Origin of the sequence: Bradyrhizobium sp. Bra64 (assembly GCF_024519875.1) — a bacterium.
Taxonomy (GTDB): Bacteria; Pseudomonadota; Alphaproteobacteria; order Rhizobiales; family Xanthobacteraceae; genus Bradyrhizobium; species Bradyrhizobium japonicum_G.
On record NZ_JALJRD010000012.1, the window covers coordinates 78,304 to 101,503 of the forward strand.

Here is a 23,200-nt window from a genome sequence, read left to right on the forward strand (position 1 = left end):
GTGGCGACGGTCATGGAGCGCCCGCCTGCCTCCGCAGTCATTGCGAGCGTAGCGAAGCAATCCAGGAATCTTTCCGCGGATGCATTTCTGGATTGCTTCGCTCCGCTCGCAATGACGGGACCGACGGGCAAAATCCTAAAGGTGTTTTGCCCGACGGCACAAGCGATTTTCGATTTTTCGAAAACAACACTTCGATCTCGCGAAACAACCCCATGCACAGTAGAGCAGTGGTTGATTTCAAAGAGGAATTTTTAGGCTGGGCAAAGCGTAGCTTGCCCGCCTCTTGGGGCTCAATCGCGGTGAGATGGTGGGCACGGCGCTTTGCGCCTGCGCCCACCCTACGAGACCTTCCTACTCCGCCGCGATCTGCCTTGGTGCGGGCGGCGGGTTCGCGAGATCGGCGGCGAGCTGGGCGTAGCGGGCCTTGGCGTCCGCGACCGCCTTCTCTTTCACCGGGCCGTAGCCACGGATGCGGTCCGGCAGCGACAGCAGCTCGACCGCGGTGTCGATTGTGAGCGGCGACAACAGGCCGAGCACGGTTGAGACGTCCTTCTCGTAGCCGGTAATCAGATCGCGTTCGAGCTTGCGGTCGGCGCTTCGGCCGAAGATGTCGAACGGCGTGCCGCGCAGGAACTTGAATTTTGCCAGCACGCGGAAGACGCTCAGCATCCACGGACCGAAAGCGCGCTTCTTCGGACGGCCGAGCGCGTCGACGCCGCTGCTGAGGATCGGCGGCGCGAGGTTGAAGTTGAACTTGAAGTCGCCCTCGAACTGGTCGCGGAGCTGTTTTTCGAAGGCGCCGTCGGTGAAGAGCCGCGCGACCTCGTATTCGTCCTTGTAGGCGAGTAGCTTGGCATAGTTGATTGCGACCGCACGCGTCAGCGCCTCGTCATAGCCGCCCTTCACCACGGCGTCGCTGACCTGATCGACCAGCCTGCGGTAGCGTTTGGCGAGCCGGCCGTTCTGATAGGCGGTGAGATGCCTGGCGCGATGGGCGATGAGATCGTCGAGCGTCATCGCGTCCAGGGTCTTGGGCGCCACGACCTCGTCCGTTCCCTTCAGCATGCCGGCGAGACGCGCGGGGTCCGCGACCGCGAGGCGGCCGAGGCGGAACGCTTCCTTGTTCATCTTGATCGAGACGCCGTTGACCTCGATCGCCTGCTCGATCGCTTCAGCCGACAGCGGGAACAGCCCCTTCTGATAGGCGTAGCCCATCATCATCATGTTAGTGGCGATGCTGTCGCCGAGCAGCTGCTCGGCCGGCTTGGTGAAATCGAAGAACACGGAGTCCTTGTGCAGCGCGGTCTCCAGCAATCCGTTCAGCTTGCGGGTCTGGAAGTTGAAGTCGCGGTTGAGGACGAAGTCGGCGGTGGGAATGACGTGGCTGTTGATGATGCCGCGGGTGCGGCTGGTGTCGCAGAGCGAGATCGTGTCCTTCGCGACGGCGACCACCTCGTCGGCGGCCAGCACGAGATCGGCCGTGCCGGTAACGATGCGCGAGCAGGTCACTTCCGCCGGATGATCCGACAGGCGGACATGGCTCAGCACCGCGCCGCCCTTCTGCGCGAGACCCGACATGTCGAGGATCATCGAGGCCTTGCCCTCGATGTGGGCGGCCATGCCGAGCAGCGCGCCGATCGTGAGCACGCCGGTGCCGCCGACGCCGCCGACGGCGATGTTGTAGGGCTTGTCCAGCGTCGGGCGCGAGGCCGGCTCCGGCAGCGCGCCGATGTCACCGAGATCGGCCGGCGCGCGGTGGCGCGGCTTGCCGCCGTCGACGGTGACGAAGGACGGGCAAAAACCCTTCACGCAGGAATAGTCCTTGTTGCAGGACGACTGGTTGATGGCGCGCTTGCGGCCGAACTCGGTCTCCAGCGGCTCGACCGAGATGCAGTTCGACTGCACCGAGCAGTCGCCGCAGCCCTCGCAGACGGCCGGATTGATCATGACGCGGCGCGCCGGATCTTCCATCAGGCCGCGCTTGCGGCGGCGGCGCTTCTCGGCGGCGCAGGTCTGCACGAACACGATGGCCGAGGTACCCTTGTGCTCGCGGCACATCTTCATGACGCTGTCGAGCTCGTCGCGGTGATACAGCTTCACGCCGGGCGCGATGGTGTCGGCCGGATAGGAATCGGGCGCTTCGGAGACCAGATAGATCTCGCGAATGCCCTCGGCATGGAGCTGGAAGGTGATCTGCTGCGGCGAGAGATCGCCGTCATGGCGCTGGCCACCGGTCATGGCCACCGCGTCGTTGTAGAGGATCTTGTAGGTGATGTTGGTCTTGGAGGCGACCGCCTGACGGATTGCGAGCAGGCCGGAGTGGAAATAGGTGCCGTCGCCGAGATTCGCGAAGATGTGGTTCTCGTTGGTGAAGGGCGCGATGCCGACCCACGGCACGCCCTCGCCGCCCATATGCGTAAACGTTTCGGTCGAGCGGTCCATCCACAGCGCCATGAAATGGCAGCCGATGCCGGCGAGCGCGCGGCTGCCTTCGGGGACTTTTGTCGAGGTGTTGTGGGGGCAACCGGAGCAGAAGTAGGGAGTGCGGGAGACGGGTGCGACCGCCTGCATCTGGGTCGCCTGGCGGCCGTTGAACCAGTCGGCCTTGACGCGGAGCATCTCCGCAATCTCGGGGTTCAGATTAAGTCGAAGCAGACGTTCGGTGAGCGAGGTGGCGAGCGAGGCGACGCTGAGCTCGGCGGAGAAAGTCAGGAAGCGCTTGTCGTGCTCGTCCATCTTGCCGACGATGCGCGGGCGAACGTCGTCGCGCCAGTTGAACAGCTCCTGCTTGACCTGGTTCTCGACGATCTCGCGCCGTTCCTCGATGATGAAGATCTCCTCCAGCCCGACCGCGAACTGGCGTACGCCTTCCGGCTCCAAGGGCCAGGGCATGCCGATCTTGTAGAGGCGCAGCCCGATTTTCGCGGCGACCTCCTCGGTGATCCCGAGCTCGCGCAATGCCTGGCGAACGTCCTCATAGCTCTTGCCGGACGCCATGATGCCGAAGCGCGCATTCGGCGAATCCATGGTGATGCGGTTGACCTTGTTGGCGCGAGCAAAGGCGATCGCGGCAAAGCCCTTGTAATCCTGCAGGCGGCGGTCCTGCTCGAAGCGGTCGTCGGGCCAGCGCAGATTGAGGCCGCCGGGCGGCAGCTCGAAATCCGGGGGGATGATGAAAGGCTTCATCTCGTCGGTGAGGTCGATCTCGGCGGTGGTCTCCACCGTCTCGGTGATCACCTTCATGCCGACCCAGCAGCCCGAGTAGCGCGACATCGCGATGCCGAGCAGGCCCATCTCGATCATCTCGTGGATGCTGGACGGGTAGAGATAGGGCATCAGCGCCGACATGAAGGCATGGTCGGACTGATGCGGGACGGTCGAGGATTTCGCGCCGTGGTCGTCGCCGGCCAGACACAAGACGCCGCCGTTCTTGGCGGAGCCGGCTGCATTGCCGTGGCGGAACACATCGCCGCAGCGGTCGACGCCGGGGCCCTTGCCGTACCAGATGCCGACGACGCCGTCGTACTTGGCGCCGGGCGAGAGGTTGAGCTGCTGCGAGCCCCAGACCGCGGTCGCCGCCAGGTCCTCGTTCACGCCAGGCTGGAACTTGATGTTGTACTGCTCGAGATGTTTTCGCGCGGCGAAGAGCTGCTGGTCGTAGCCGCCGAGCGGCGAGCCGCGGTAGCCGGAGATGAAGCCCGCGGTGTTGAGGCCGTTGGCGCGGTCGCGCCGGATCTGGGCCATCGGCAACCGAACCAGGGCCTGGATGCCCGTGGTGAAGACGTGACCGGTGTCCTGGGTGTATTTCTGGTCGAGACTGATCGGACCCTGGTTGATGCCCATTTTGTCCTCTTCCGCCCTTTTGGGCGTTTGGCCACTTAAGCCGTTGCCTGCCCGTTGTTTTTAGCTAGGGCGCGCCGACCGTCTCCGCCACTCTATGTCGGATATTTCACGCTCCGCATCACAAATCTGGACCAAAGGAGGCGCCGGGTAAAAATCGCAATTTCGTGGCTGCAAAGACATCGGGCATTTTCAATTTGTGTCACCATACCCCCGCCGTCGCGAAATGAATCGACGCCCTATCAAGCGGGACGACGTCGATTGGTCGCAGGAGAGGCGTTCGATGCGGACGATTCTGGTTGGTCTTGCGTTGTGCAGTGCGGTTGCGAATGCGGCCATCGCCGCCGAGCCGTCGCCGGAGCTGGTCGCCTACGGCAAGGCGCTGGTCGAAGCCGGCGGGTGCGCGGGCTGCCACACCGCCGATCCGGCGAAACCGTTCGCCGGTGGAAAGCGCATCGACACGCCCTTCGGCGCGATCTATGCGCCGAACCTGACGCCGGACCGCACCACCGGCATCGGCGGCTGGAGTGACGCCGATTTCACGCGCGCGGTGCGCACCGGCGTCGCGCCTGACGGCTCGAACTATTACCCGGCCTTCCCCTACCCCTATTTCACGCGGATGACGAAGGACGACACGCTGGCGATCCGGGCCTATCTCGGAACGCTGGCGCCCGTCGTGAACCGCAACAAGCCGCCGGAACTGCGCTGGCCGTTCGGTTATCGCGGCCTGATGCGGATCTGGAACTCCCTGTTCTTCAAGCCCGGCCTGTTCGAGCCGGACCAGAGCCAGAGCGCGGCGTGGAATCGTGGCGGTTATCTCGTCACCGGGCTCGGCCATTGCGGCGCCTGCCACACACCGAAGAACTATTTTGGCGCGGACAAGCAGACACAGGCGCTGGCAGGCGGCGAGGTCAGCGGCTGGTTCGCGCCGCGGCTCGACGGCGCTGCCCGCACCGGGCTGAAGTCGTGGAGCGCCGAGGACATCACCGAATATCTTCAGAGCGGGCGCAACGCCAAGAGTCATGCCGGCGGGCTGATGGCGGAGGTCGTCGTCAACTCGACCTCGAAGATGAGCGATGCCGATGTCCGCGCGATCGCGGTCTATCTGAAGAGCCTGCCGCCGGCGCGGCGCGAGACCATCGTGACGCCGCCTGACGATGCCGAAATGAAGGCCGGACAGGCCGTCTACGCCAAGCTCTGCATCGCCTGCCATGAGGCGGACGGCTCCGGAGCGCCGCGCATCTATCCGCCGCTACCCGGCAACGCCCTGCTGCAATCTGTCAATCCGTCCTCGACCTTGCGCATCATCCTCGACGGCGCCCACACCGTGACCACGCCGCGCGCGCCCAACGCCGGCGAGATGCCCGGTTATAGCAAGCAATTGTCCGACGAGCAGATCGCGGCGGTGACGAACTACATCCGCAATTCCTGGGGCAATGCGGCGCCGCTGGTGACGCCGGCGCAGGTGGCGAAGGCGCGAACGCAGGAGCCGTAGTCAGGGCTTTCGTTCCTCGTCTTCCGTGAAGACGAATTTGGGCATCTCCCATTTGTAGCGAACCGCCAGCAGGCGGAAGCTGATGCCGAGGACGAAGGTCAAAATGGTCCAGAGCTCGGCGTTGAGCTTGAGACCGAAGGCGGTCGCATAGAACAGGCCGGTGACGACCGAGACGCTGGCGTAGAGCTCGGAGCGGAACAGCAGCGGCACGTCGTTGCAAAGCACGTCGCGCAATACGCCGCCGGCACATCCGGTCACCATGCCCGAGACGATGACGATTGGCAGCGTGGCATCCATCTGCCAGGCGATGTCGCAGCCGGTCATGGTGAAGACGACGAGGCCGATGGCATCGAGCACGATGAAGGCCACCTTCAGCCGGTGCACCAGGCGCGCGGTCAGGATGGTGAGGAAGGCGGCGCCGCCGGCCAGCGCGAGGTAGATGGGGTTTTGCACCCAGGCGAGCGGATAATGCCCGAGGAAGAGGTCGCGCAGGGTGCCGCCGCCGAGCGCCGTGATGCAGCCGAGGAAGCAGACGCCGAGCCAGTCCATGCTGCGGCGGCCGGCCGCGAGCGCGGCGGTCATGCCTTGCGCTGCGACCGCGACCAGCGACAGCAGGTGCAGCACGGTATCGCCCGGCGGCAAGCTCCACATCGTCTTGTTCCCTTCCCACCGGCGGAACTTACGCTTCGGGTTCCCTCGCAAACAGGTTCCCGATTCCCGGGGCGGGCGCAACATGCGACGAAAGCATTAGGGAGGGCGGAACAGAATCTAGCATCTGAGGGTTGTCCAGCCGCAATAATCGAGGAGACCCAATCGATGGCTGACGACCGTTTTCCCAACGATCCGTATCGCCCGAATCTCGCCGATGATGAGTATGTCCGTGCGGCGCGACGGGATGCCGAGCTTCAGGTCGATCCCGAGCTTGGCGAAGGCCCCGCCTCCAGTGGCAAGGTAGCGCTGTTCGCCGTTGCCATTGCGCTGGTGCTTGGTGCCGTGTTCTACGGCCTGAACAACACGACCACCGGCAACCAGGCGAGCAACACGCCGACGACGCAGACCGCGCAGCAGGCGCCGCCTGCCAATCCGGCCGCACCTCCCGGCATGCGCGACGTGACGCCGCGCAGCAACACCGCGCCGGGTGTGACCACGGGCGCCGCGCCGAGCAAGCCGGCCCCGGATACGCAGAAGCCGTCTGACGGCGCGAAGTAACGATTTGCAACATTATGCGACAGCGGCGGGACCTCACATCCCGCCGCTTTCGTTTGGCTAAAGCGCGATGAGATTGGTCATCGCGCTTCAGGTTCTTGTTTGAGCATGATCCTTTCGGAAAACCGCCCTAGCCGAACATCTTGTTGAGCTCGCCGCCGGGATAGCCGCCGCCGAGCTCCGTAAAGGTCCCCTTCTCCGCCATCTCCTTCGCCGCGCGCATGAAACCGCCCCAGGCCGCACGCGCGAGCGAGCCGCCGACACTGATCCGGCGCACGCCGAGATCCTCCGCCTCCTGCCGCGACAGGCCGGAGCCGCCGATCAGCAGGTTGAACGGCTTTGGATGCACCGCTTTCACCACCGCCGCGATATCCTCGCGGCTCTTCAGGCCCGGCGCATACAGGCAATCGGCGCCGGCATCCGCGTAAGCGGTGAGCCGGTCGATGACGAGCTTAAGGTCGGTCACGCCCCAGAGGAACGCCTCGCAGCGCCCGACCAGCAGGGTGCCGCTGTCGCCGATCGCCTTGCGTGAGGCTTTGATGCGCTCGACCGCGAGCGCGCGCTCGTAGATCGGCTTGTCCTTGTCGCCGGTGGAATCCTCGATCGACAGTCCGGCCACGCCGGTCCGTACGCACCGCTCGACATTGTCCGCGACCTTGTCCGGCTCGACCGCGAAGCCGCCCTCGAAATCGGCGTTCACGGGGATGTCGACCGCCGAGCTCAATGCTGCCAGATGCTGACAGACGTCCTCGACAGACACGCGGTTGTCGGCCTTGCCGATGGTCCAGGCAAAGCCTGCGCTCGACGAGGCCAGCGCCTTGAAACCGAGATGCTGCAACGCTTTCGCGCTGCCGACGTCGACCGGATTGGGCAGGATGAAGCAGCCGCTCTCGTGCATCTTCCTGAAGGTCGCGCGCTTGTCAGCAGTCGTCACATGCATGTTTCTCTCCCTTGTTGGCCGCGCAGAGATGGGGTCGACCCGCCGCATGCGCTAGTGCGTATCGTGCACCGCGCGGCTGTCCTTCGGCGCCTGTTCGCGATCATTCATGCCGTAGTCACGGATGACGCTGGCGATACGCAGATGATAATCGGCGAAGATCTTTGCGCGGCCCTTCGCTTGCGTGCGGCGATGCTCCATCGTGTTGCGCCAGGCCTGCACCGCGGCCTCATCCCGCCAGAACGACAGCGACAGGATCTTGCCCTTTTCGGTCAAGCTTTCGAAACGCTCGACCGAGATGAAGCCGTCGATGGTCTGCAGCAGCGGCTTCAGGTCGGCCGCAAGATCGAAATAATCCTGGCGGTGTTCCGGCTTGGGCCAGACCTCGAAGATCACGGCGATCATGGGCGTCTCCTCATCGTTGGTGCCCTACAATACCACTTACAGCACCACTTGGCGCAGGAAGGTGCGCTCTTCGGCGAGGATGAATTTGTGTTCCTCGGCGAAGTGGAAGTTCGCCATGCCTTCGGAATCCTGGCGCAGGCGGGCCCGATAGGCCTCGTAGGCCGCGAGGCTCTCGAAGCCGATCAGCGCGAAGGCGATGTTGTTGGTGCCCTCATGCGGCATGAAATAGCCGATCAGGTCGCCGCCGCATTTCGGGATGATGCTGAGCCAGCGCTTCGAATACTCCTCGAACTGCGCCCGCTTGAAGGGATCGAGCTGGTAGCGGATGAAGACGGTGACGGACATGACGGGCTCCTGTGAGTTCGCCGTCATTGCGAAGGGCGCAAGCGACACCGTCGCCGCGGAAGCAGTCTGGATTGCTCGCTCGCAATGACGAGTTTGTGGCGACAACCTACGCGCTTGCCCGACCGCGATGCTTCGGCTACCATCGAAGCATGAAATCAGGTCCCGACATCGCCATGGTCGCCTCGCTGGTCGGCGATCCCGCCCGCGCCAACATGCTCACGGCGCTGATGAACGGCCGCGCGCTGACCGCGAGCGAGCTGGCGCAGGAAGCCGGCATCACGCCGCAGACCGCGAGCTCGCATCTTTCGAAGCTCGAGGCCGGCGGACTGGTCGAGCCGGAGAAGCAGGGCCGGCACCGCTACTATCGCCTCACCGACGACGACGTCGCCGGCGTCCTCGAGGGACTTGCGGGGCTCGCCGCGCGCACCGGCCATATGCGCGTGCGCACCGGGCCGAAGGATCCGGCACTGCGGCGCGCGCGGATCTGCTACGACCACCTTGCCGGCGATCTCGGCGTGCAGATGCTCGACAGCCTGCGCGAGCGGAATCTGGTCAGGCAGAAGAAGCAGGACATCGAGCTGACCGCCGAGGGCGAGCGCTTCCTTGCCAGGCATCTGCAGATCTCGCCCGCGATGCTCTCCCATCCACGCCGTCCGGTCTGCAAGGCCTGCCTCGACTGGAGCGAGCGGCGCCACCACCTCGCCGGCACGCTGGGCGCCGCCATGATGCAGCGTTTTGCCGAGCTGAAATGGGCCGCGCGCGACGCCACGCCCGGCAGCCGCGTGGTGAATTTTACGCGCACCGGCGAGAAGCAGTTTGCGGCGCTGTTCGGCAACGAGCAGACTTGATCACGCAAGTCGTGTGAGATTGACCAATTACGCGATCAAGCTGCCGCCGGATGCGATCACGCCGTTCATCGACGCCCGCTTCAACAAGGGCAGTCCGGACTACCCGCGCTGGCTGCGCGCCTTCGTCAGCTCCGGCCAGATGATCTACCGCGAGCCGGTGGCACACGAAATCCCGCTCATCACCGAGCCCATGCTGTTCATCATGGGCGCCGACGACCACAACGCGCCGGGCCGGCCGAATGCGCCCGAGGCACTGCGCCCGAAAATGGGGCAGAACGCCGAACTGGCCAAGGCGCTCGCCGCGAAGATGCCGAATGCGCGGGCCGAAGTGATCCCGGACACCGGCCACCTCGTCTTCCCTGGAGTCGCCGGAGAAGTACAAGGAGCTGGTGCTGGGCTTTCTTGGCCGGTAACGCCATTGCTGTCGCGTGAGGCAGGATGAGGGGAACGTTCATGCCGCATTCAGGTCATGATTGGCAGGTTTGGATCGCGACGTGTCGGCACGTTTCTCCCCAGATTTAACGTGTCGAATCGTGTCTTTTGATTCATTGTGCGCCGCAAGCGCCAGTCCTCTAAGACTCTGCCCCCAAAACCTGCCCCAAGGACGAGGAAGAAAAATGAAATATCTGTTCGCCGCCGTGATGCTCGCCAGCGCGGTCGTTGGTTTCAGCGAGGCGGCCAGTGCCGCCGAGGGTTGCGGCCCGGGCTTCTATCGCGGTCGCTATGGCCACTGCCGCCCGATGGCCGGACGCGGACCGGTCGTGGTCGTGGCGCCCCGCCCCGCACCCGTCGTCGTGGTGCGTCCGCGCGTCTGTCCGTATGGCTTCCACTGGTACGCCGGCCGCTGCCGCCCGTTCTGATCTCGTTTTTCGCATGTGAAATGGCCGCGCGGCATCAGCCTGCGCGGCCATTTTTTTGAGAGCCTGACGTCGTGTGGGCCGAACGACTTCGAATCGAAACGGGGACCGCAATCGCGGTCCCCGTTCGAGCCTGGCTTGCGCGAAGCTTACCAATGGCGGCGGTGCCAGCGCCGGCGATGCCAGCCCCAGTGGCGACGGCGCCAGCCCCAATGGCGGTGGTGGCCGTGCCAGTGCACCTCCTCGGGCTTGAGCTGCGCGGCCTCTTCGCTGCTGGTGACGGCGGGATGAGCGTCCGGATTGCCTTGCGGCATGCGGGGATCGCCGAGCGGCTGCGGCGCCAGCGGCGCAGCCTGTGCGGCGGTCGTGAACGCGGCGGCTCCGGCCGCGACACCGATTGCAAGTTTCAAAAAGTTCCGGCGCTCCATGACATGTCCCTCTGGGCTATCGAGCAAGTGATGCAGAGGAAGTGTCGCGGTCGGGACATGAACCAAAGCTGAATCGCGCATTCAGGTTCATTGCCACGGCGGCAGGGAGGCGTACCTACTTCGCGAATTCCTGCGCCAGCACCAGCGTCTCGCGCGAGCGCTTCACATCGGGCCAGTCGCGGTTGAAATCGGAGACAAGCCGGCTCAACGCATCGCCCTTCAGCATCGCCGCGAGCCCCGCCTCGTCGTCGAACTGGTACATGGCCTGATGCAGCGAGGGATCGTCGAGGCTCCAGAACCGCCAGGCCTTGGTCACACCGAACGCCTTCACCGCGTCGGGCAGATGTTCCGTCTCGTACCATCTGTCGAAGGCGACACGCTTGCTGGCATCGGTGACGATCGCGCGGACGACGAAGAAGGCGGCGGGCATTCTGGTTTCCTCCTGTTGTTTGGCGCCAGTTTAGCCGGTTATAGTGCCGGCAACAAAAAGCCCGCGCGACGGATTTTGCCGCAGCGCCGATAAGGGAAGGAACGGCCATGCGCAGGATCGTCACCGGCCTCATTGCAATGACCTGGCTGTGGCCCACAGCCTCGCTCGCCGAAATCATCCGTTTCGACATCATGGAGCGCGTGCCGGCTTTCGCCGGACGCAGCTTCGGCACGATCGGCACCTATGAGCGCATCACGGCGCGCGCGACCTTCGCGCTCCACCCGGCCGACGACCGCAACGCCGTCATCACCGATCTCGCGCTCGCGCCGCGCAACAGCGAAGGCAAGGTCGAAGCCACCGCCGATGTCGTGATCCTGCGGCCGAGCGATCCCACGCACGGCAACGGCACGCTGCTGCTGGACGTGCCCAACCGCGGCCGCAAGCTCGCGCCGCAACTGTTCGACGACTCATCGCAACCCGGCGCCAACACTGCGGACAAGGCCGAGGATGCCGGCATCGGCTTCCTGCACCGCCAGGGTTTTACGATGGTCTGGGTCGGCTGGCAGGGCAACATCCCTTCCAAGCCGGGACAGCTCGCGCTGACCGCGCCTGTGCTCGGAAGCGTCACCGGACCGGCGCGCGAAGAGGTGATCTTCGACAACACAGCGAACCCCGCGCGCGCGACACTGACCTGGCCGGCGGCTGATGCCGCCGACCTCAAGGTCACCGTGCGCGCCGCCTGGGCCGATGCGCGGCAGACGCCTCCCGGTCTCTCGGCAAAACTCGTCGACCCCGTAACGGTGGAGATCAGCCGCCCCGACGGTTTTGACGCCGGCGCACTTTATGAGGTCACCTACACCGCGCGCGATCCTGTCATTCTCGGCATGGGTTATGCCGCCGTGCGCGACGTCGTCAGTTTCCTCCGCCACGACGAGACGCAAGCGAACCCGCTGCTGAACGGCCTGCATCCGTCGGTCAGCCGCGCCATCGGCTTCGGCGTCTCGCAATCCGGCCGCTTCCTGCGCGACTTCCTCTATCTCGGCTTCAACGAGGACCTTGCCGGCCGCATGGTGTTCGACGGATTGATGCCGCATGTCGCCGGCACGCGGCGGATGGCGACCAATGTCCGCTTCGGCCAGCCCGGCCGCAACCCGCGCCATCCGCAGGATCCGGCGTGGCAGGCCGATCTGTTCCCCTTCACCTATGCGAGCCTCAGCGATCCCTACTCCGGCAAGACCGACGGCCTGCTCCGCCGCTGTTCGCTCTCGGCCACCTGCCCCAAGGTGATGCAGACCGACAGCGAGCACGAATGGTGGGCCTCGCACGCCTCGCTGCTGGTGACTGATTTGGCCGGCAACCACCTCGACCTGCCCGACAACGTCCGCGCCTACATGATCGCGGGCACGCCGCATTTCGCGGAAGTTGCCGACATGATGCGCAAGGGCGTGCCCGCGATGTCGCTGCCGCAAAACCCTGTTCATGCGGGCATGCCGATGCGCGCGCTGCTGACCGACCTCAACACCTGGATCAGCGACGGCATCAAACCGCCCGCCAGCCGCGTTCCCATGCGCGCCCACGGCACGCTCGTGTCGGCGCAAGGCGCGGTGCCGACGGACATCCCCGGCCTGCCCTATGCCGGCATCCACACGCTCGCCGCCTTCTCCGACCAGAGCGTGCTGCCGCCCAAGGAGATCGGCCGCTATCCCGTGCTCGTGCCGAAGGCGGATGATGACGGCATGGCGATCGCGGGTGTCCGACAGCTTGCGCTCGCCGTCCCGCGCGCGACCTACACCGCCTGGAATCCGCGCGCGCAGGGTTTTGGGCCGACGGCGCTCTATCCGCTGCAAGGCGCGGTGGTGCCGTTCGCGCCGACCGAGGCCGCGCGGAAGGAAGTGCATGATCCCCGGCCGTCGATCGCGGAGCGTTATGCGGATGACGGGGCGTATGTGGCCGCGGTGCGCCGCGAGGCGACACGGCAGGTCGCGGAGCGGTTGCTGCTGCCGGAGGATGCGGAGCGTGCGGTCGAGGCGGCCAAGCAAGGCAGGCTGGCGAACCTCGGGCAGTGAGGGCGCAATCGCCGCATTCTCGCCGTGGCGAAAAAAACTTCCCCCCGCTGTCGGAACGCGCGCGCCTCATCCGTCCTCTGCCCAGACAGCACGGAGACACCGCATGGCCGACCTCACCCTGACCACGTTCAATTGGGTTCCCGAACTGCCGCGCGGCTTCGTCCGCGACCTTCGCGTGCGCTGGGCCCTCGAGGAGGCCAGCTTGCCCTACCGCGTCGCCAGCGTGCCGTTCGACGACCGCGGCGCCGCGCATCTGGCGCACCAGCCGTTCGGCCAGGTGCCATGGCTGACCGACGGCGGCATTTCCATTTTCGAGAGCGGCGCGATCCTGCTGCATCTCGGCGAACTCAGCGACAAGCTGATGCCATCAGATCCGCGCGGCCGCAATGAAGCGACGGAATGGGTATTCTCCGCACTCAACTCCGTGGAGATGGCGAGCCTGCCCTGGGCGCTTTTCAGGTTCACCGGGACGAACGACGGATCACCAGCCGTGAAGTTTTTCGACGACTTCCTCAAGCTCCGCCTCAAGCACATGGAGCCGGTGCTTGCGATGCGCGAATGGCTGGCGGGCTCCTTCTCCGTCGCCGACATCCTGATGTCGGACGTGCTGCGCCTCGTCGATCATTTCGACGGGCTCACGGAGCATCCGGCCTGCCGCGCCTACGTCGCGCGCGCCACCGCCCGCCCGGCCTTCGCCAAGGCCCACGCCGACCAGATGGCGCATTTCGCCGCGGCGGATGCCGCCCGCTAGCGCGGCGTCCGCGCGGGATGTGACGTGCCTCACATAATGAATCGGGTTTCGGCCGTAGGCTCACCGCCATCAAATGACCCCTGCGGAAGGTGACACATGGCCCGCATCGCATATCTCAGAGAGCAGCTTGCCCGCGCCGAAAGGCTGGCAAAGGCGATCCTCGACCGGCAAACCGCGGAACGACTCCAAGCGTTCGCAGCCGAATGCCGCGAGGAGCTGCATAACCTGACGCACAGGGCCGCAGCGTGACGTTCGCGCCCGCCAAGCGCCGCGTCACACCAGCTTCATCGGCGCATCGGCGACCACGCGAAGGTCGATCCGGCCGATCAACGCCGAGCGCCGCGCCTCGGCGGCACTGATCGCATCATCCGTCTGCCGCAGCGTGCTGATGTTCGAACCGAGCGAGACGATGCCGCCCAGCACCAGAGCGATCGAGCCAAGCGCGGCGGTCTGACCGAAGGCAAACAGTCCAAGGATTGTGATCAACAACAGTGCGGCCCCGCCCCCGATGGCGATCTTGGACGCCAGAATGTACTTCCGGCATCGCTCGGCGATCTCGGCGAGCCGCTCGATCCGATCTTCGATGTCTGAAATTTCGTCGGTCGGATCGTCTTCGGTCATTGAAAGATCAAACTTGCGCGGCGCGACAGGTTCTAGCTCTGGCCGGTAGCCCGCATGAGCGCAGCAACATGCGGAACCTTTGCTGAAACCCGGATGTCGCTACGCTCATCCGGGCTAGTGATCCTCACAACGGCAAATTGTCGTGCTTCTTCGCCGGCGTTTCCACTTTCTTGTCCTTCAGCATCGACAGTGCCCGCGCGATGCGCTTGCGGGTCGAGTGCGGCATGATGACGTCGTCGATGTAGCCGCGCTCGGCGGCGATGAAGGGGGACAGGAAGCGGTCTTCGTATTCCTTGGTTCTTGCCGCGATCTTGTCAGGGTCGCCGATGTCAGAGCGGAAGATGATCTCGACCGCGCCCTTGGCGCCCATCACGGCGATCTGGGCGGTCGGCCACGCGTAGTTCATGTCGGCGCCGATTTCCTTGGAGGCCATGACGTCGAAGGCGCCGCCATAGGCCTTGCGGGTGATGATGGTGACCAACGGCACGGTGCATTGCGAGTAGGCGAACAGGAGCTTTGCGCCGTGCTTGATCAGGCCGCCATATTCCTGCGCGGTACCCGGCAGAAAGCCCGGCACGTCGACGAAGGTGACGATCGGGATGTTGAAGGCGTCGCAGAAGCGTACGAAGCGCGCAGCCTTGCGCGAGGCGTCGCTGTCGAGCACGCCGGCCAGCACCATCGGCTGGTTGGCGACGAAGCCGACGGTGCGGCCGGCGATGCGGCCGAAGCCGGTGACGATGTTCTTGGCAAACAAATCCGCGATCTCGAAGAAGTCGCCCTCGTCCACGACCTTCAGGATCAGCTCCTTCATGTCGTAGGGCTTGTTCGGATTGTCGGGGATCAGCGTGTCGAGCGACATGTCGACGCGGCCGATGTCGTCGAAGCTCGGCCATTCCGGCACGCCGTCGGTGTTGTTCGACGGCAGGAAGTCGATCAGGCGGCGCATTTGCAGAAGCGTCTCGACGTCGTTCTCGAAGGCGCCGTCGGCGATCGAGGAGCGCGTGGCGTGCACCGAGGCGCCGCCGAGCTCTTCGGCGGTGACGACCTCGTTGGTGACGGTCTTCACCACGTCGGGGCCGGTGACGAACATGTAGCTGGTGTTCTTCACCATGAAGATGAAGTCGGTCATCGCCGGCGAATAGACGTCGCCGCCAGCGCAGGGGCCCATGATGACGGAGATCTGCGGGATCACGCCCGAGGCGAGCACGTTGCGGCGGAAAACATAGGAATAGCCGGCGAGCGCGGCGACACCCTCCTGGATGCGGGCGCCGCCCGCGTCATAGAGGCCGATGATGGGCGCCCTCGCCTTCATCGCCATGTCCTGAAGCTTGGTGATCTTCAGCGCGTGGGTCTCGGACAGCGAGCCGCCGAACACGGTGAAATCCTTCGCGAACACGAAGGTCTTGCGGCCGTTGACGGTGCCCCAGCCGGTGACGACGCCGTCGCCGGGAATCTTGTTCTTCTCCATGCCGAATTCGGTGGAGCGGTGCTCGACGAACATGTCGAACTCCTCGAACGATCCCTTGTCGAGCAAGAGCTCGATGCGCTCGCGCGCGGTCAGCTTGCCGCGGGCGTGCTGCGCCTCGATGCGCTTCTCCCCGCCGCCGAGCTTTGCGCCGGCACGACGGTCTTCAAGGGCGTCCAGGATATTCTTCATTTGCTCCCGCCAGTTCTTAGCCTAAATGCGATTGCCGGGGGTTCTAACACGGCATTTTGCGGGCCGGGAAGCCGCTTTCGGCGTCGCAGGGCTGCCTTGCCGCAGCGCCAAAGCGCAAGGAATTACAAAGTTTTGCCTGGGAGGCGACCATGGGCGAGCGAGTGGCCGAGACCGGCTCTGCAACCGGCGGCGTCAACATCCTGCTGCGGCTGGAGGGCCTGACGCTGTTCGCCGGCATGGTGATGCTCTATGCGGCCTGGGATGGGTCATGGCTGGTGTTCGCCCTGCTCTTCTTCGTCCCCGATCTGAGCTTCCTGGCCTACCTCTCGGACGCCCGGTTCGGCGCGCTGGTCTACAATGCCGCCCACAGCTACATGGCGCCGGTCGCGCTCCTGACGCTCGGCTTCGGCCTCGCCTCGCCGCTCACTCTGTCCATCGCCTTGATCTGGCTCGCCCATATCGGCATCGACCGGGCCCTGGGCTATGGCCTGAAATATGCGGCCGGGTTCGGCTTCACCCATCTGGGGCGGATCGGCCGGCAGAAGAACCCCTGACGCAGCCGCAAATCTGGCGCAGCCCGGTTGACCCGGCCGGGCGATTCAGGCTTGCTCGGAGCCCAGCGATCAGGCGCCGAATGTTGCGTGAGCCCAGTCGGTACGGCGGCGGTCATCATTTCTGGCTGCAAGCATCACCTCATGTCCGCGACGGTCGTCCCGCTGCCGCCGAGTTCATCGTCCGAAACCACCGACTTCCTGCGGCGCATGGCCAGCATGGTGTCGGGTAGGAACGGCGAGATGCTGCTGCGCGCGGCCGCACTGATCGAGTCGCTGGCGCAACGGGCGATGTCGGCGGAACGGCTCTATCACCGGGAGCACGAAGAGAACACGCGCAACACCGAGCTGCGGGTGGCCGGTGAGATGGCCTCCGATGCCTTGGCCAAGCAAATTGACGGATTGCGCACCCAGCTGGCCGAACTGTCCACGGCTGCAGCGGCCGAGCGCGCGGCGTTCGATGCCGAGCGCGGCAAGCTGCTCGGCTTGATGCAGCATGCGGAGAGCCATATCGGCAAGCTCACGGGCGAGCTGGATACGCTTCGCGCCTCGGTCGACGCCTTCAACGAGACCGTGGTCTCCGTGCCGATCGAGGTGCTGCGGCTGGCGCGGACGCAGTTCGATTTCCTCTCCGACGGCTTTGCCCGCAAGGGCGACGTGATCTCGCAGGCGATGAGCGAAATCGGCGGCTTTGCGATCGACCAGGCGTTGACGGTGAAGAAGACGGACACCGCCTGAGGCGAGCCGCCGCGCGAGTGCTCATGAACGGCACCGCCGAAGCGCCCTTCACCTACAAGGACGCCTATGTCGAGCTCAACCCGCATGTCGGCGGCAATCCCACCACCGCTGCGGAGTCGCGCAAAGCCGTGGAGGAGTTCTTGCAGGCGCTGTTCAAGCTGGGCTGAGACTGCCCGGTCCGATGCCGTAGAGTGGGCAAAGCGAAGCGTGCCCACCATTTGCAGATCACGATATGGAGAGATGGTGGGCACGGCGCTGCGCACCTTTGCCCACCCAACTGCGGCTCACCATGGGATGCACATGGAGCCTGCGTTGGCGCGACATCCTCCGTCATTGCGAGCGGAGCGAAGCAAACCAGGCTGCCTCAAAGGAAAGACTCTGGATTGCCTTCGTCGCAAGAGACTCCTCGCAATGACGTTGGAGAGCGACGTTGGCGCGGCAGCGCTAGATTGCGCCGATCTCGGCAAGGCAGGCTTGCGTCAGCGGCATGCGCTCGCCGACCAGACGCGGCTCCTTGCAATCCATGTTGAGCGCGAACACGGTGTGGGCCTCGCCCTTCTCGGCCCAGCCCACCATCCAGCCGAGCGAGGGCTCGCCGCGCTCGGCGCCCAGGAGGCCGGACTTGGCGCGGATGACGCTGTCGCCGACCTTGGTCACTGGCAGGATGTCGGCGACGAGATCCTGGCTGCGCTTGCTGATCGGCAGCGCGCGGCGGCGCAGCCGGTCGACGAAATCGACCTGCTCGACCGGATCGATGCGCAAATTCCCCGTGAGCCAGAACTGGTCGATGCCGCCGCCGATGTCGCGATTGCCGTAGTCGAACAGATCGACGTACTTTTGCATGCGCTCCTGACCAATGCGCCGCGCGATCTCCTGATAGACCGGCACCGCGCTCACGAGAATCGCACTGCGCAGTGTGTGATCCTTGTTCCACGCTTCAATCGGCCGCTTCACGCCATCCCACGGGAACACGTCCTTGTCGGGGTCAGTGACCACGCCGGTCTCGATAGCGATCAGCGAGTTCGGGATCTTGTAGGTCGAGGCCGGCAGCTTTGCTTCGCCCGAGCGTTCCTTGTCGCTGGCGACGACCAGATAGTCCTCGACCTTGTAGCCGACGAAGGTGCCCGATGTGCCAAGGTCGGTGAAGCGTTTTGCCAGGCTGTCGCGGATCTCGTTGCGCGGCGGTGCGACATGGGCGAACGTACGCGATGGCACGATTGCAGTTGCGGCGAGGAGGCCGAGGGTGGAACGGCGGGTGATCAAGAGAGATGTCCGTGAACCATGAAAGTGGCCACGACCATGCAGCCGCCATCGTGGTAAAACGATGACAGGTTATTTCTTGAGCATGATCTGTTCGGAAAACCGCTGCACACTTCGCGCTAACGCTGCCCTTCGAGTCCGGACATGCTCTACCGCCCGCGGCCCGACAGCCGCAGCACGAACACCAGCACTTCGGCGACCGCCTTGTAGAGGTCGGGCGGGATCTCCTCGCCGAGTTCGACCTTGGACAGCGCGCCGGCCAGAATCTCGTTCTCCTCGATCGGGATGTCGTTGGCCTTGGCGATCTCGACGATCTTTTCACCGATCGTACCCTTGCCCTTGGCGACGACGACCGGCGCGTTGCTGCCCTTCTCGTAATGCAGCGCGATCGCAAGCTTGGACGGATCGCTCATGTGGCCCGGTCCAGGAAGTGGCCGGCGCGGGCCGGTGCGGGCTGCGGCGGGGTGCCGTCGCGCACCAGGATATCGCCGGGTTTGAGCTCGGCCCTCGTCAGGGCCAGGTTCAGCTCCCCGATGCCGGCGCGAAGCTGCTGCGCGGTCGCCGGCCGCTCCGCCCACATCCGCACGAAGGTCTTGTCGCCGTTCAGGGTAATCAGCGCGTGCACCGGGCCGGCCGGCTCGACATTGAGCGTGAAGCGCGCGCGCCAGGCGCGCTTGGCGGGATCGGCGGTTTCATTGTCGCCATCGCGCGAGATCTCGAACTGCGCCATCGCCGTGCCCTGCGGAGTTGCGAAGGGAATCTCGAAATTCCACTGCGGCACGGTCGGATCGATGCGGTGGCCGCCGGCGTCGGTCCGGTCAGGAAGCGAGGCGACCTGCAGCAAGGTCTGCCGCGCGATCGCCGCATCGGTGTCGTCGAGCAGGCGATGCACGGTCGCAGCGAGCGGCGTATCGGGCGCAAGCGACGGCGAGGCGATCGCCTGCGGTGCCGGCAGCGCGCCGCGAACCGGCGGTGGCGTCGCGCGCGCGGCGGCTTCGAAGATGTGGCCGTCGGGCACGGCCTTGTTCGAGCCGGGCAAATTGCCGGTCAGGCTCGGCAGGTTTTGCGCGACCTCCTGCAGAAGGCTCGCGGCAAGGCCGGCGGACATGGTTCGCGGCATCGCGGCCTGCGCGGCATTGCCGGCAACGTCGACCAGCACCGCGGCCGCGGGATTGGCGCTGCGCGGCATTTGCGGCGGCTGCGCGATCTCGGATTCGGTTGACGGCAATGCGGCCTGCACGGCCTGACCTGCTGCAGCAGCCGACGCGGCGGCGGCCTGCGGTGTCCCCGTGGCGCTCAAAGGAATTGCGGCCCCCTGCGGCGCGGCAGTTTCCAGCGTGGCCAAGGTCTGCCGCAGCACCAGCAGTGCGGCCTTCAGGTCCGGCACCGTGCCGGAGGACGGTGTCGTGCCCGCGGCCAGCGAGGCCTCGAGGAACAGGCCGGACTTCTGGAAGGCGGATTCGATATCGCCGCCATCGAGCCGAGGGTTGAGCGGCGTCTGCTGCGCCAGCACGGCCAGCACCGCCTGCTTCAGCCCCGCCGGCAGATCGCTGCCGGTGACGACGGAGGCTAGATTGGCGAACAGCGGTGCCTGGCTGCCCTGTTTGGTCACGGCCTCGGCCGAAGCGGCGGTGACGGCGACCTGTTCCAATGGCGTCAGGGTGCTGCGCGCCGCGCTCGCTGACGGTGCAAGCGGCGGGCTCTCGACGAGCGAGGCCGCGCGCGCTGTCAGCGTGACCTGATCGGCGGCAGCTTCCCCTGCCCCGCTCATGACGGCGAGCCGGATGGTGCCGTCGTTCTGCGACACCGCAAGCTGGAGATTTTGCCCTGGCGTCAGCGACACCTCCGACATCACGTCCATCGAAAGATTTGCGATCGCGATCCGCACCAGATTGTCGGCGAGCACGCTGACCACTCTGGCGTCGACGACGCTGCCGGCCTGAAGAACGAGATCGGGCGTCGCCGCATCAGCCACGGGGCTGGCAGCACTGACGGGAAGGATCGAGCTTATCGGCGTCGGCATCTCAGGGGTCCCGGAGCACGGGCCACCCTAACGCCGGCGTCGTAAACCTCTCGTTAAGGACCTTTGGCCGCGGGCGGCTTTACCGCCTCCAGGACCGCGACCGCAGCCTTGAAATCCCTCAGCCGGGCGGCGCGGCGGGCGGCCGCTTCTTCGTCCACCCCCCACTTCTCGGCGTTCCAGTCCTCATCGACATAGGCAGCCACCCAGACCTGGTCGGCGTCGCGCACCCCGTGGGCCAGCGCCAGCGCCAGCAGGGCCGAGCCTGTGAGGGACGTGACCACGTGGAGCGCCGCGATCGACCAGGGATCCCCGGGCAGCGCGGCGCGCGCGGCCTGGACCGCCTCATCGGGCTGCTTCACATGCATGACGCCCTCGGACAGGATGAAATGCGCGCCCAAGGTCTCCGCGGCCCAGAACAGTACGGGATCCCAATGCGCGGCCTCGCGGGCCACCAGCCCCTCCGGGTGACCGGCGCGATAGAACACCAGGTCGGACTGGAAGTATCTTGCGAGGTCGTCGGCCACGAGTTCGACGCGGTCGACCACGCCCTCGACCACGCTGTTGGCAATCCGCGTCAGCGGCATGGTCATGGGATTGATCGTCTCTTTCTGATCCGCCCATTCCGCGGCCACCGCATCGGCAAGGTCTTGCGAGGGGGTCACCACCTGGCGCCCGGAGGGCGTCCGGATCGGCTTGCCGTCGAGCGTGATGGCGAAACCGCCCTCGGCCTCAGCCACCCCCACCTCCTTGTAGAAGCGCTTGCGCAACGGCACGCGCGAGGCCTGGCGGACCGCCTCCTGCGGATCGAGCGGGGACTGCCCCGCGGCCTCATCAAACAATTCGCGCATCTTGAATTTTTGGTCTCCGCCGCTGAATGCTAGGCTTTTAAGATAGAACCGGCGGCCGATAAAGCGAGCAGCAGGCATGAAGGAACTTGCGGGCATTGTGGCCCTGCTCGCCGGGCTCTGGCTGGCCGCGGCGGACGCCGGTTTCCGCACCCCGGAATCGCTGGTGCGCAACGTCTACGCCCATTACGGCCAGGGCGTGCCGGAGCTGTCCAAAGGGCTGCCCCGCGACGCTGCCACCACCAGGCAATTCTTCGACCCCAGCCTGCGCAAGATGTGGTCCGCGCCGCGGGTCGAGCCTTACGATTTCCTGGTGCAGAGCCCGAGTTGGAAGCTCGGTCCGGTCGCGATCGCGGTCGTCCGCAGGCAATACGACAAGACCTATGTCGCGGCGAATTTCGACAATCGCGGCCGGCAGGTCACGCTGAACTTCATTCTCGTCAACGGGCCCGAGGGCTGGCTGATCACTGACATCGAGAGCCCGCATGACAGTCTGCGGATGTTTCTGGAGCAATTTCGGAATTGAGGGAGCTTCCGTCATTGCGAGCGCGGCGAAGCAATCCAGAAAAGCATCCGCGGCAACAGCCTGGATTGCTTCGTCGCTTTGCTCCTCGCAATGACGCGCGTGGTACCTCGACCAGCTACTCCTCAGGCGCGTTCTCGATCGGATCAAATCGGCTCGCATCGAGCCCGAGCAAATTCCACGACTGCTGCATGTGCTGCGGCAACGGCGCGGTGGCATCGATGAAGCCGCCGCGTGGATGCGGAATGACGATGCGGCGCGCGAGCAGATGCAGCCGGTTTTGCAGGCCGCCCGGCAACTGCCAGTTCTCGATGTTGAAATATTTGGGATCGCCCACGATGGGATGGCCGATATGCTCCATGTGGGCGCGGAGCTGGTGGGTGCGGCCCGTCACCGGCTTCAGTGACACCCAGGTCAGCTTGTTGCCGGCGGTCTCGACCACCGCATAATACGTCACCGCGTGGCTCGCGCCCTCATCGCCATGCTGGGCGATGCGCATGATGGTGTCGTCCTCGCTCTCCTCCTTCGCAAGGAAAGTCGAGATGCGGCCCTGCTTCGGCTTCGGCAGGCCCGGCACCAGCGCCCAATAGGTTTTCCGCGCCGACCGCGAGCGGAATGCACCGGTCAGATGCGAGGCGGCAAAGCGCGTCTTCGCGATGAGCAGGCAGCCGGACGTATCCTTGTCGATCCGATGCACAAGCCGCGGCTTCTGCCCTTTGGAGTCGCGCATCACCTCCAGCATCTGATCGATGTGTCGCGTCGTGCCAGAGCCGCCCTGCACCGCAAGCCCGAACGGCTTGTTCAGCACGAGGACGTCGTCGTCCTCGTAGATCGTCATCTCCTTCAGCGCGGCAAGCGTCTTTTGCGCGGCCTCGGACAGCGGGCTCGCCGCCTTCGGCGTGTCGAGCTTCAGAGGCGGTATGCGGACGCTCTGTCCTTCCTCCAGCCGGTCCTTGCTGTCGACGCGCTTGCCGTCGACGCGCAGCTCGCCTTTGCGCACGACGCGCTGGATGTGGGAGAACGACAGGCCGGGAAACCGCGCCTCCAGAAAGCGGTCGACCCGCATGTTGTTCTCGTCCGCCGTGACCTTGACGGTCTGCACCTTGGTCGGCAGCAGCGCCTCGACGGGCTTTTCCGGCGCGGGCGTTTCCGGCAGGGATTTGGGTGCGCGCCGCTCGACACGCTCGGCCGCAAAGCGCGGCGGCTTGCCACCCGGCTTGGCCCCGGGACGCGGCCCGGCCTTCTTGGCGCTGCGCGCCTTGAAGGGGCGCGCCTCCTTGCGCTCATCGCGCTCGCGGGGCTTCGGATTCATTCTCTTGATGCGGCGGCTCATGATGCCTGCCTAGCTCAAAAGTGCCCTTTCGTCACGACGAA

The 23,200-nt window shown here is 65.4% G+C and carries 25 protein-coding genes and 1 pseudogene; 12 read left to right on the forward strand and 14 right to left on the reverse strand.

The features are described 5' to 3' along the window. Window positions 1-351 precede the first annotated feature (351 nt). Complete coding sequence (locus tag NR187_RS27720; RefSeq protein WP_211386614.1) at window positions 352-3,843, reverse strand: indolepyruvate ferredoxin oxidoreductase family protein; 3,492 nt, start codon at window positions 3,841-3,843, stop codon at window positions 352-354. Between the two features lie 280 nt (window positions 3,844-4,123). Here NR187_RS27720 and NR187_RS27725 point away from each other — a divergent pair, with 280 nt between their 5' ends. Continuing rightward, entirely contained in the window at window positions 4,124-5,335 is a 1,212-nt protein-coding gene (locus NR187_RS27725; protein ID WP_211386615.1) for a cytochrome c, read from the forward strand. On the opposite strand, the gene NR187_RS27730 is transcribed toward NR187_RS27725, so the two are convergent. Beyond that, window positions 5,336-5,986: a trimeric intracellular cation channel family protein gene (locus tag NR187_RS27730; protein ID WP_211386616.1), complete on the reverse strand. Its 651-nt coding sequence runs from the start codon at window positions 5,984-5,986 to the stop codon at window positions 5,336-5,338. A gap of 165 nt (window positions 5,987-6,151) precedes the next feature. Here NR187_RS27730 and NR187_RS27735 point away from each other — a divergent pair, with 165 nt between their 5' ends. After that, the gene (locus NR187_RS27735) at window positions 6,152-6,544 is read left to right on the forward strand and encodes a hypothetical protein (RefSeq protein WP_211386617.1); all 393 of its coding nucleotides are present in this window, start codon (window positions 6,152-6,154) and stop codon (window positions 6,542-6,544) included. Between the two features lie 127 nt (window positions 6,545-6,671). Here the strand turns inward: NR187_RS27735 and NR187_RS27740 are convergent, their stop codons facing one another. From NR187_RS27740 to NR187_RS27750, 3 genes are read right to left on the reverse strand one after another with little or no spacing between them, the layout of a single operon-like run. Continuing rightward, window positions 6,672-7,481, reverse strand: a complete 810-nt coding sequence (locus NR187_RS27740; RefSeq protein WP_256808333.1) for an oxaloacetate decarboxylase — start codon at window positions 7,479-7,481, stop codon at window positions 6,672-6,674. Between the two features lie 51 nt (window positions 7,482-7,532). Next, window positions 7,533-7,883 carry an antibiotic biosynthesis monooxygenase gene (locus NR187_RS27745; protein WP_211386619.1) on the reverse strand — a complete coding sequence of 117 codons (351 nt, stop codon included), beginning with the start codon at window positions 7,881-7,883 and terminating at the stop codon, window positions 7,533-7,535. 36 nt (window positions 7,884-7,919) lie between these two features. Beyond that, window positions 7,920-8,228, reverse strand: a complete 309-nt coding sequence (locus NR187_RS27750; RefSeq protein ID WP_211386620.1) for an NIPSNAP family protein — start codon at window positions 8,226-8,228, stop codon at window positions 7,920-7,922. A 149-nt stretch (window positions 8,229-8,377) separates the two neighbouring features. Between NR187_RS27750 and NR187_RS27755 the strand changes: the two genes are divergently transcribed. From NR187_RS27755 to NR187_RS27765, 3 genes and pseudogenes are all read left to right on the forward strand, one after another. After that, entirely contained in the window at window positions 8,378-9,076 is a 699-nt protein-coding gene (locus tag NR187_RS27755; RefSeq protein ID WP_211386621.1) for a winged helix-turn-helix domain-containing protein, read from the forward strand. 22 nt (window positions 9,077-9,098) lie between these two features. Continuing rightward, a pseudogene (locus tag NR187_RS27760) lies at window positions 9,099-9,489 on the forward strand (alpha/beta fold hydrolase); the annotation flags it as partial. A gap of 204 nt (window positions 9,490-9,693) precedes the next feature. Beyond that, on the forward strand, window positions 9,694-9,936 hold the full coding sequence (locus NR187_RS27765) for a GCG_CRPN prefix-to-repeats domain-containing protein (RefSeq protein WP_211386622.1): 243 nt from the start codon (window positions 9,694-9,696) through the stop codon (window positions 9,934-9,936). Window positions 9,937-10,082: 146 nt separating this feature from the next. On the opposite strand, the gene NR187_RS27770 is transcribed toward NR187_RS27765, so the two are convergent. Both NR187_RS27770 and NR187_RS27775 read right to left on the reverse strand, forming a co-directional pair. Next, window positions 10,083-10,361 carry a twin-arginine translocation signal domain-containing protein gene (locus NR187_RS27770; RefSeq protein ID WP_256808334.1) on the reverse strand — a complete coding sequence of 93 codons (279 nt, stop codon included), beginning with the start codon at window positions 10,359-10,361 and terminating at the stop codon, window positions 10,083-10,085. A gap of 115 nt (window positions 10,362-10,476) precedes the next feature. Next, window positions 10,477-10,791 carry a hypothetical protein gene (locus NR187_RS27775; protein WP_256808335.1) on the reverse strand — a complete coding sequence of 105 codons (315 nt, stop codon included), beginning with the start codon at window positions 10,789-10,791 and terminating at the stop codon, window positions 10,477-10,479. Window positions 10,792-10,898: 107 nt separating this feature from the next. Between NR187_RS27775 and NR187_RS27780 the strand changes: the two genes are divergently transcribed. The 3 genes from NR187_RS27780 to NR187_RS27790 all read left to right on the forward strand — a co-directional run bounded on the left by NR187_RS27780 (window position 10,899) and on the right by NR187_RS27790 (window position 13,857). Then, window positions 10,899-12,857 carry an alpha/beta hydrolase domain-containing protein gene (locus tag NR187_RS27780; RefSeq protein WP_256808336.1) on the forward strand — a complete coding sequence of 653 codons (1,959 nt, stop codon included), beginning with the start codon at window positions 10,899-10,901 and terminating at the stop codon, window positions 12,855-12,857. A gap of 103 nt (window positions 12,858-12,960) precedes the next feature. Next, window positions 12,961-13,608, forward strand: coding sequence for a glutathione S-transferase family protein (locus tag NR187_RS27785; RefSeq protein WP_211386626.1), 648 nt, complete (start codon window positions 12,961-12,963; stop codon window positions 13,606-13,608). A 96-nt stretch (window positions 13,609-13,704) separates the two neighbouring features. Next, window positions 13,705-13,857 carry a hypothetical protein gene (locus NR187_RS27790; RefSeq protein ID WP_211386627.1) on the forward strand — a complete coding sequence of 51 codons (153 nt, stop codon included), beginning with the start codon at window positions 13,705-13,707 and terminating at the stop codon, window positions 13,855-13,857. A gap of 24 nt (window positions 13,858-13,881) precedes the next feature. On the opposite strand, the gene NR187_RS27795 is transcribed toward NR187_RS27790, so the two are convergent. Together NR187_RS27795 and NR187_RS27800 are read right to left on the reverse strand one after the other, a co-directional pair. Continuing rightward, window positions 13,882-14,229: a hypothetical protein gene (locus NR187_RS27795; RefSeq protein ID WP_256808337.1), complete on the reverse strand. Its 348-nt coding sequence runs from the start codon at window positions 14,227-14,229 to the stop codon at window positions 13,882-13,884. A gap of 124 nt (window positions 14,230-14,353) precedes the next feature. After that, the gene (locus NR187_RS27800) at window positions 14,354-15,886 is read right to left on the reverse strand and encodes an acyl-CoA carboxylase subunit beta (protein ID WP_211386629.1); all 1,533 of its coding nucleotides are present in this window, start codon (window positions 15,884-15,886) and stop codon (window positions 14,354-14,356) included. Window positions 15,887-16,035: 149 nt separating this feature from the next. Between NR187_RS27800 and NR187_RS27805 the strand changes: the two genes are divergently transcribed. The 3 genes from NR187_RS27805 (at window position 16,036) to NR187_RS27815 (ending at window position 17,342) form a co-directional block, all read left to right on the forward strand. Beyond that, window positions 16,036-16,440 (forward strand): DUF4260 domain-containing protein, encoded by a 405-nt coding sequence (locus NR187_RS27805; RefSeq protein WP_256808339.1) that lies wholly within the window; start codon window positions 16,036-16,038, stop codon window positions 16,438-16,440. 141 nt (window positions 16,441-16,581) lie between these two features. Continuing rightward, window positions 16,582-17,175, forward strand: coding sequence for a hypothetical protein (locus NR187_RS27810; protein ID WP_256808341.1), 594 nt, complete (start codon window positions 16,582-16,584; stop codon window positions 17,173-17,175). Window positions 17,176-17,198: 23 nt separating this feature from the next. After that, entirely contained in the window at window positions 17,199-17,342 is a 144-nt protein-coding gene (locus NR187_RS27815; RefSeq protein WP_372703280.1) for a hypothetical protein, read from the forward strand. Between the two features lie 277 nt (window positions 17,343-17,619). Here the strand turns inward: NR187_RS27815 and NR187_RS27820 are convergent, their stop codons facing one another. The 4 genes from NR187_RS27820 to NR187_RS27835 all read right to left on the reverse strand — a co-directional run bounded on the left by NR187_RS27820 (window position 17,620) and on the right by NR187_RS27835 (window position 21,306). Further along, a complete protein-coding gene (locus NR187_RS27820) occupies window positions 17,620-18,438 on the reverse strand; it encodes a class D beta-lactamase (RefSeq protein WP_211386632.1) in 819 nt (272 codons plus the stop codon). Between the two features lie 146 nt (window positions 18,439-18,584). Continuing rightward, a complete protein-coding gene (locus tag NR187_RS27825; protein ID WP_028151179.1) occupies window positions 18,585-18,848 on the reverse strand; it encodes an EscU/YscU/HrcU family type III secretion system export apparatus switch protein in 264 nt (87 codons plus the stop codon). Next, window positions 18,845-20,458 carry a flagellar hook-length control protein FliK gene (locus tag NR187_RS27830; RefSeq protein WP_256808342.1) on the reverse strand — a complete coding sequence of 538 codons (1,614 nt, stop codon included), beginning with the start codon at window positions 20,456-20,458 and terminating at the stop codon, window positions 18,845-18,847. The genes NR187_RS27825 and NR187_RS27830 overlap by 4 nt, the downstream gene beginning before the upstream one ends. Window positions 20,459-20,511: 53 nt before the next feature. Further along, window positions 20,512-21,306: an ATP12 family chaperone protein gene (locus NR187_RS27835; protein WP_256808405.1), complete on the reverse strand. Its 795-nt coding sequence runs from the start codon at window positions 21,304-21,306 to the stop codon at window positions 20,512-20,514. A 76-nt stretch (window positions 21,307-21,382) separates the two neighbouring features. Here NR187_RS27835 and NR187_RS27840 point away from each other — a divergent pair, with 76 nt between their 5' ends. Further along, window positions 21,383-21,829 (forward strand): hypothetical protein, encoded by a 447-nt coding sequence (locus tag NR187_RS27840; RefSeq protein WP_211386634.1) that lies wholly within the window; start codon window positions 21,383-21,385, stop codon window positions 21,827-21,829. Between the two features lie 115 nt (window positions 21,830-21,944). Here NR187_RS27840 and NR187_RS27845 read toward each other — a convergent pair whose 3' ends face one another. After that, the gene (locus NR187_RS27845; protein ID WP_256808343.1) at window positions 21,945-23,159 is read right to left on the reverse strand and encodes an RluA family pseudouridine synthase; all 1,215 of its coding nucleotides are present in this window, start codon (window positions 23,157-23,159) and stop codon (window positions 21,945-21,947) included. Window positions 23,160-23,200: the final 41 nt, after the last annotated feature.

Excerpts from the sequence above, each read along its gene's own strand:
- NR187_RS27720 (WP_211386614.1), bottom strand. The coding sequence starts at position 3,843 with ATGGGCATCAACCAGGGTCCGATCAGTCTCGACCAGAAATACACCCAG.
- NR187_RS27725 (WP_211386615.1), top strand. The coding sequence starts at position 4,124 with ATGCGGACGATTCTGGTTGGTCTTGCGTTGTGCAGTGCGGTTGCGAAT.
- NR187_RS27730 (WP_211386616.1), bottom strand. The coding sequence starts at position 5,986 with ATGTGGAGCTTGCCGCCGGGCGATACCGTGCTGCACCTGCTGTCGCTG.
- NR187_RS27735 (WP_211386617.1), top strand. The coding sequence starts at position 6,152 with ATGGCTGACGACCGTTTTCCCAACGATCCGTATCGCCCGAATCTCGCC.
- NR187_RS27740 (WP_256808333.1), bottom strand. The coding sequence starts at position 7,481 with ATGCATGTGACGACTGCTGACAAGCGCGCGACCTTCAGGAAGATGCAC.
- NR187_RS27745 (WP_211386619.1), bottom strand. The coding sequence starts at position 7,883 with ATGATCGCCGTGATCTTCGAGGTCTGGCCCAAGCCGGAACACCGCCAG.
- NR187_RS27750 (WP_211386620.1), bottom strand. The coding sequence starts at position 8,228 with ATGTCCGTCACCGTCTTCATCCGCTACCAGCTCGATCCCTTCAAGCGG.
- NR187_RS27755 (WP_211386621.1), top strand. The coding sequence starts at position 8,378 with ATGAAATCAGGTCCCGACATCGCCATGGTCGCCTCGCTGGTCGGCGAT.
- NR187_RS27765 (WP_211386622.1), top strand. The coding sequence starts at position 9,694 with ATGAAATATCTGTTCGCCGCCGTGATGCTCGCCAGCGCGGTCGTTGGT.
- NR187_RS27770 (WP_256808334.1), bottom strand. The coding sequence starts at position 10,361 with ATGGAGCGCCGGAACTTTTTGAAACTTGCAATCGGTGTCGCGGCCGGA.
- NR187_RS27775 (WP_256808335.1), bottom strand. The coding sequence starts at position 10,791 with ATGCCCGCCGCCTTCTTCGTCGTCCGCGCGATCGTCACCGATGCCAGC.
- NR187_RS27780 (WP_256808336.1), top strand. The coding sequence starts at position 10,899 with ATGCGCAGGATCGTCACCGGCCTCATTGCAATGACCTGGCTGTGGCCC.
- NR187_RS27785 (WP_211386626.1), top strand. The coding sequence starts at position 12,961 with ATGGCCGACCTCACCCTGACCACGTTCAATTGGGTTCCCGAACTGCCG.
- NR187_RS27790 (WP_211386627.1), top strand. The coding sequence starts at position 13,705 with ATGGCCCGCATCGCATATCTCAGAGAGCAGCTTGCCCGCGCCGAAAGG.
- NR187_RS27795 (WP_256808337.1), bottom strand. The coding sequence starts at position 14,229 with ATGACCGAAGACGATCCGACCGACGAAATTTCAGACATCGAAGATCGG.
- NR187_RS27800 (WP_211386629.1), bottom strand. The coding sequence starts at position 15,886 with ATGAAGAATATCCTGGACGCCCTTGAAGACCGTCGTGCCGGCGCAAAG.
- NR187_RS27805 (WP_256808339.1), top strand. The coding sequence starts at position 16,036 with ATGGGCGAGCGAGTGGCCGAGACCGGCTCTGCAACCGGCGGCGTCAAC.
- NR187_RS27810 (WP_256808341.1), top strand. The coding sequence starts at position 16,582 with ATGTCCGCGACGGTCGTCCCGCTGCCGCCGAGTTCATCGTCCGAAACC.
- NR187_RS27815 (WP_372703280.1), top strand. The coding sequence starts at position 17,199 with ATGAACGGCACCGCCGAAGCGCCCTTCACCTACAAGGACGCCTATGTC.
- NR187_RS27825 (WP_028151179.1), bottom strand. The coding sequence starts at position 18,848 with ATGAGCGATCCGTCCAAGCTTGCGATCGCGCTGCATTACGAGAAGGGC.
- NR187_RS27830 (WP_256808342.1), bottom strand. The coding sequence starts at position 20,458 with ATGCCGACGCCGATAAGCTCGATCCTTCCCGTCAGTGCTGCCAGCCCC.
- NR187_RS27835 (WP_256808405.1), bottom strand. The coding sequence starts at position 21,306 with ATGCGCGAATTGTTTGATGAGGCCGCGGGGCAGTCCCCGCTCGATCCG.
- NR187_RS27840 (WP_211386634.1), top strand. The coding sequence starts at position 21,383 with ATGAAGGAACTTGCGGGCATTGTGGCCCTGCTCGCCGGGCTCTGGCTG.
- NR187_RS27845 (WP_256808343.1), bottom strand. The coding sequence starts at position 23,159 with ATGAGCCGCCGCATCAAGAGAATGAATCCGAAGCCCCGCGAGCGCGAT.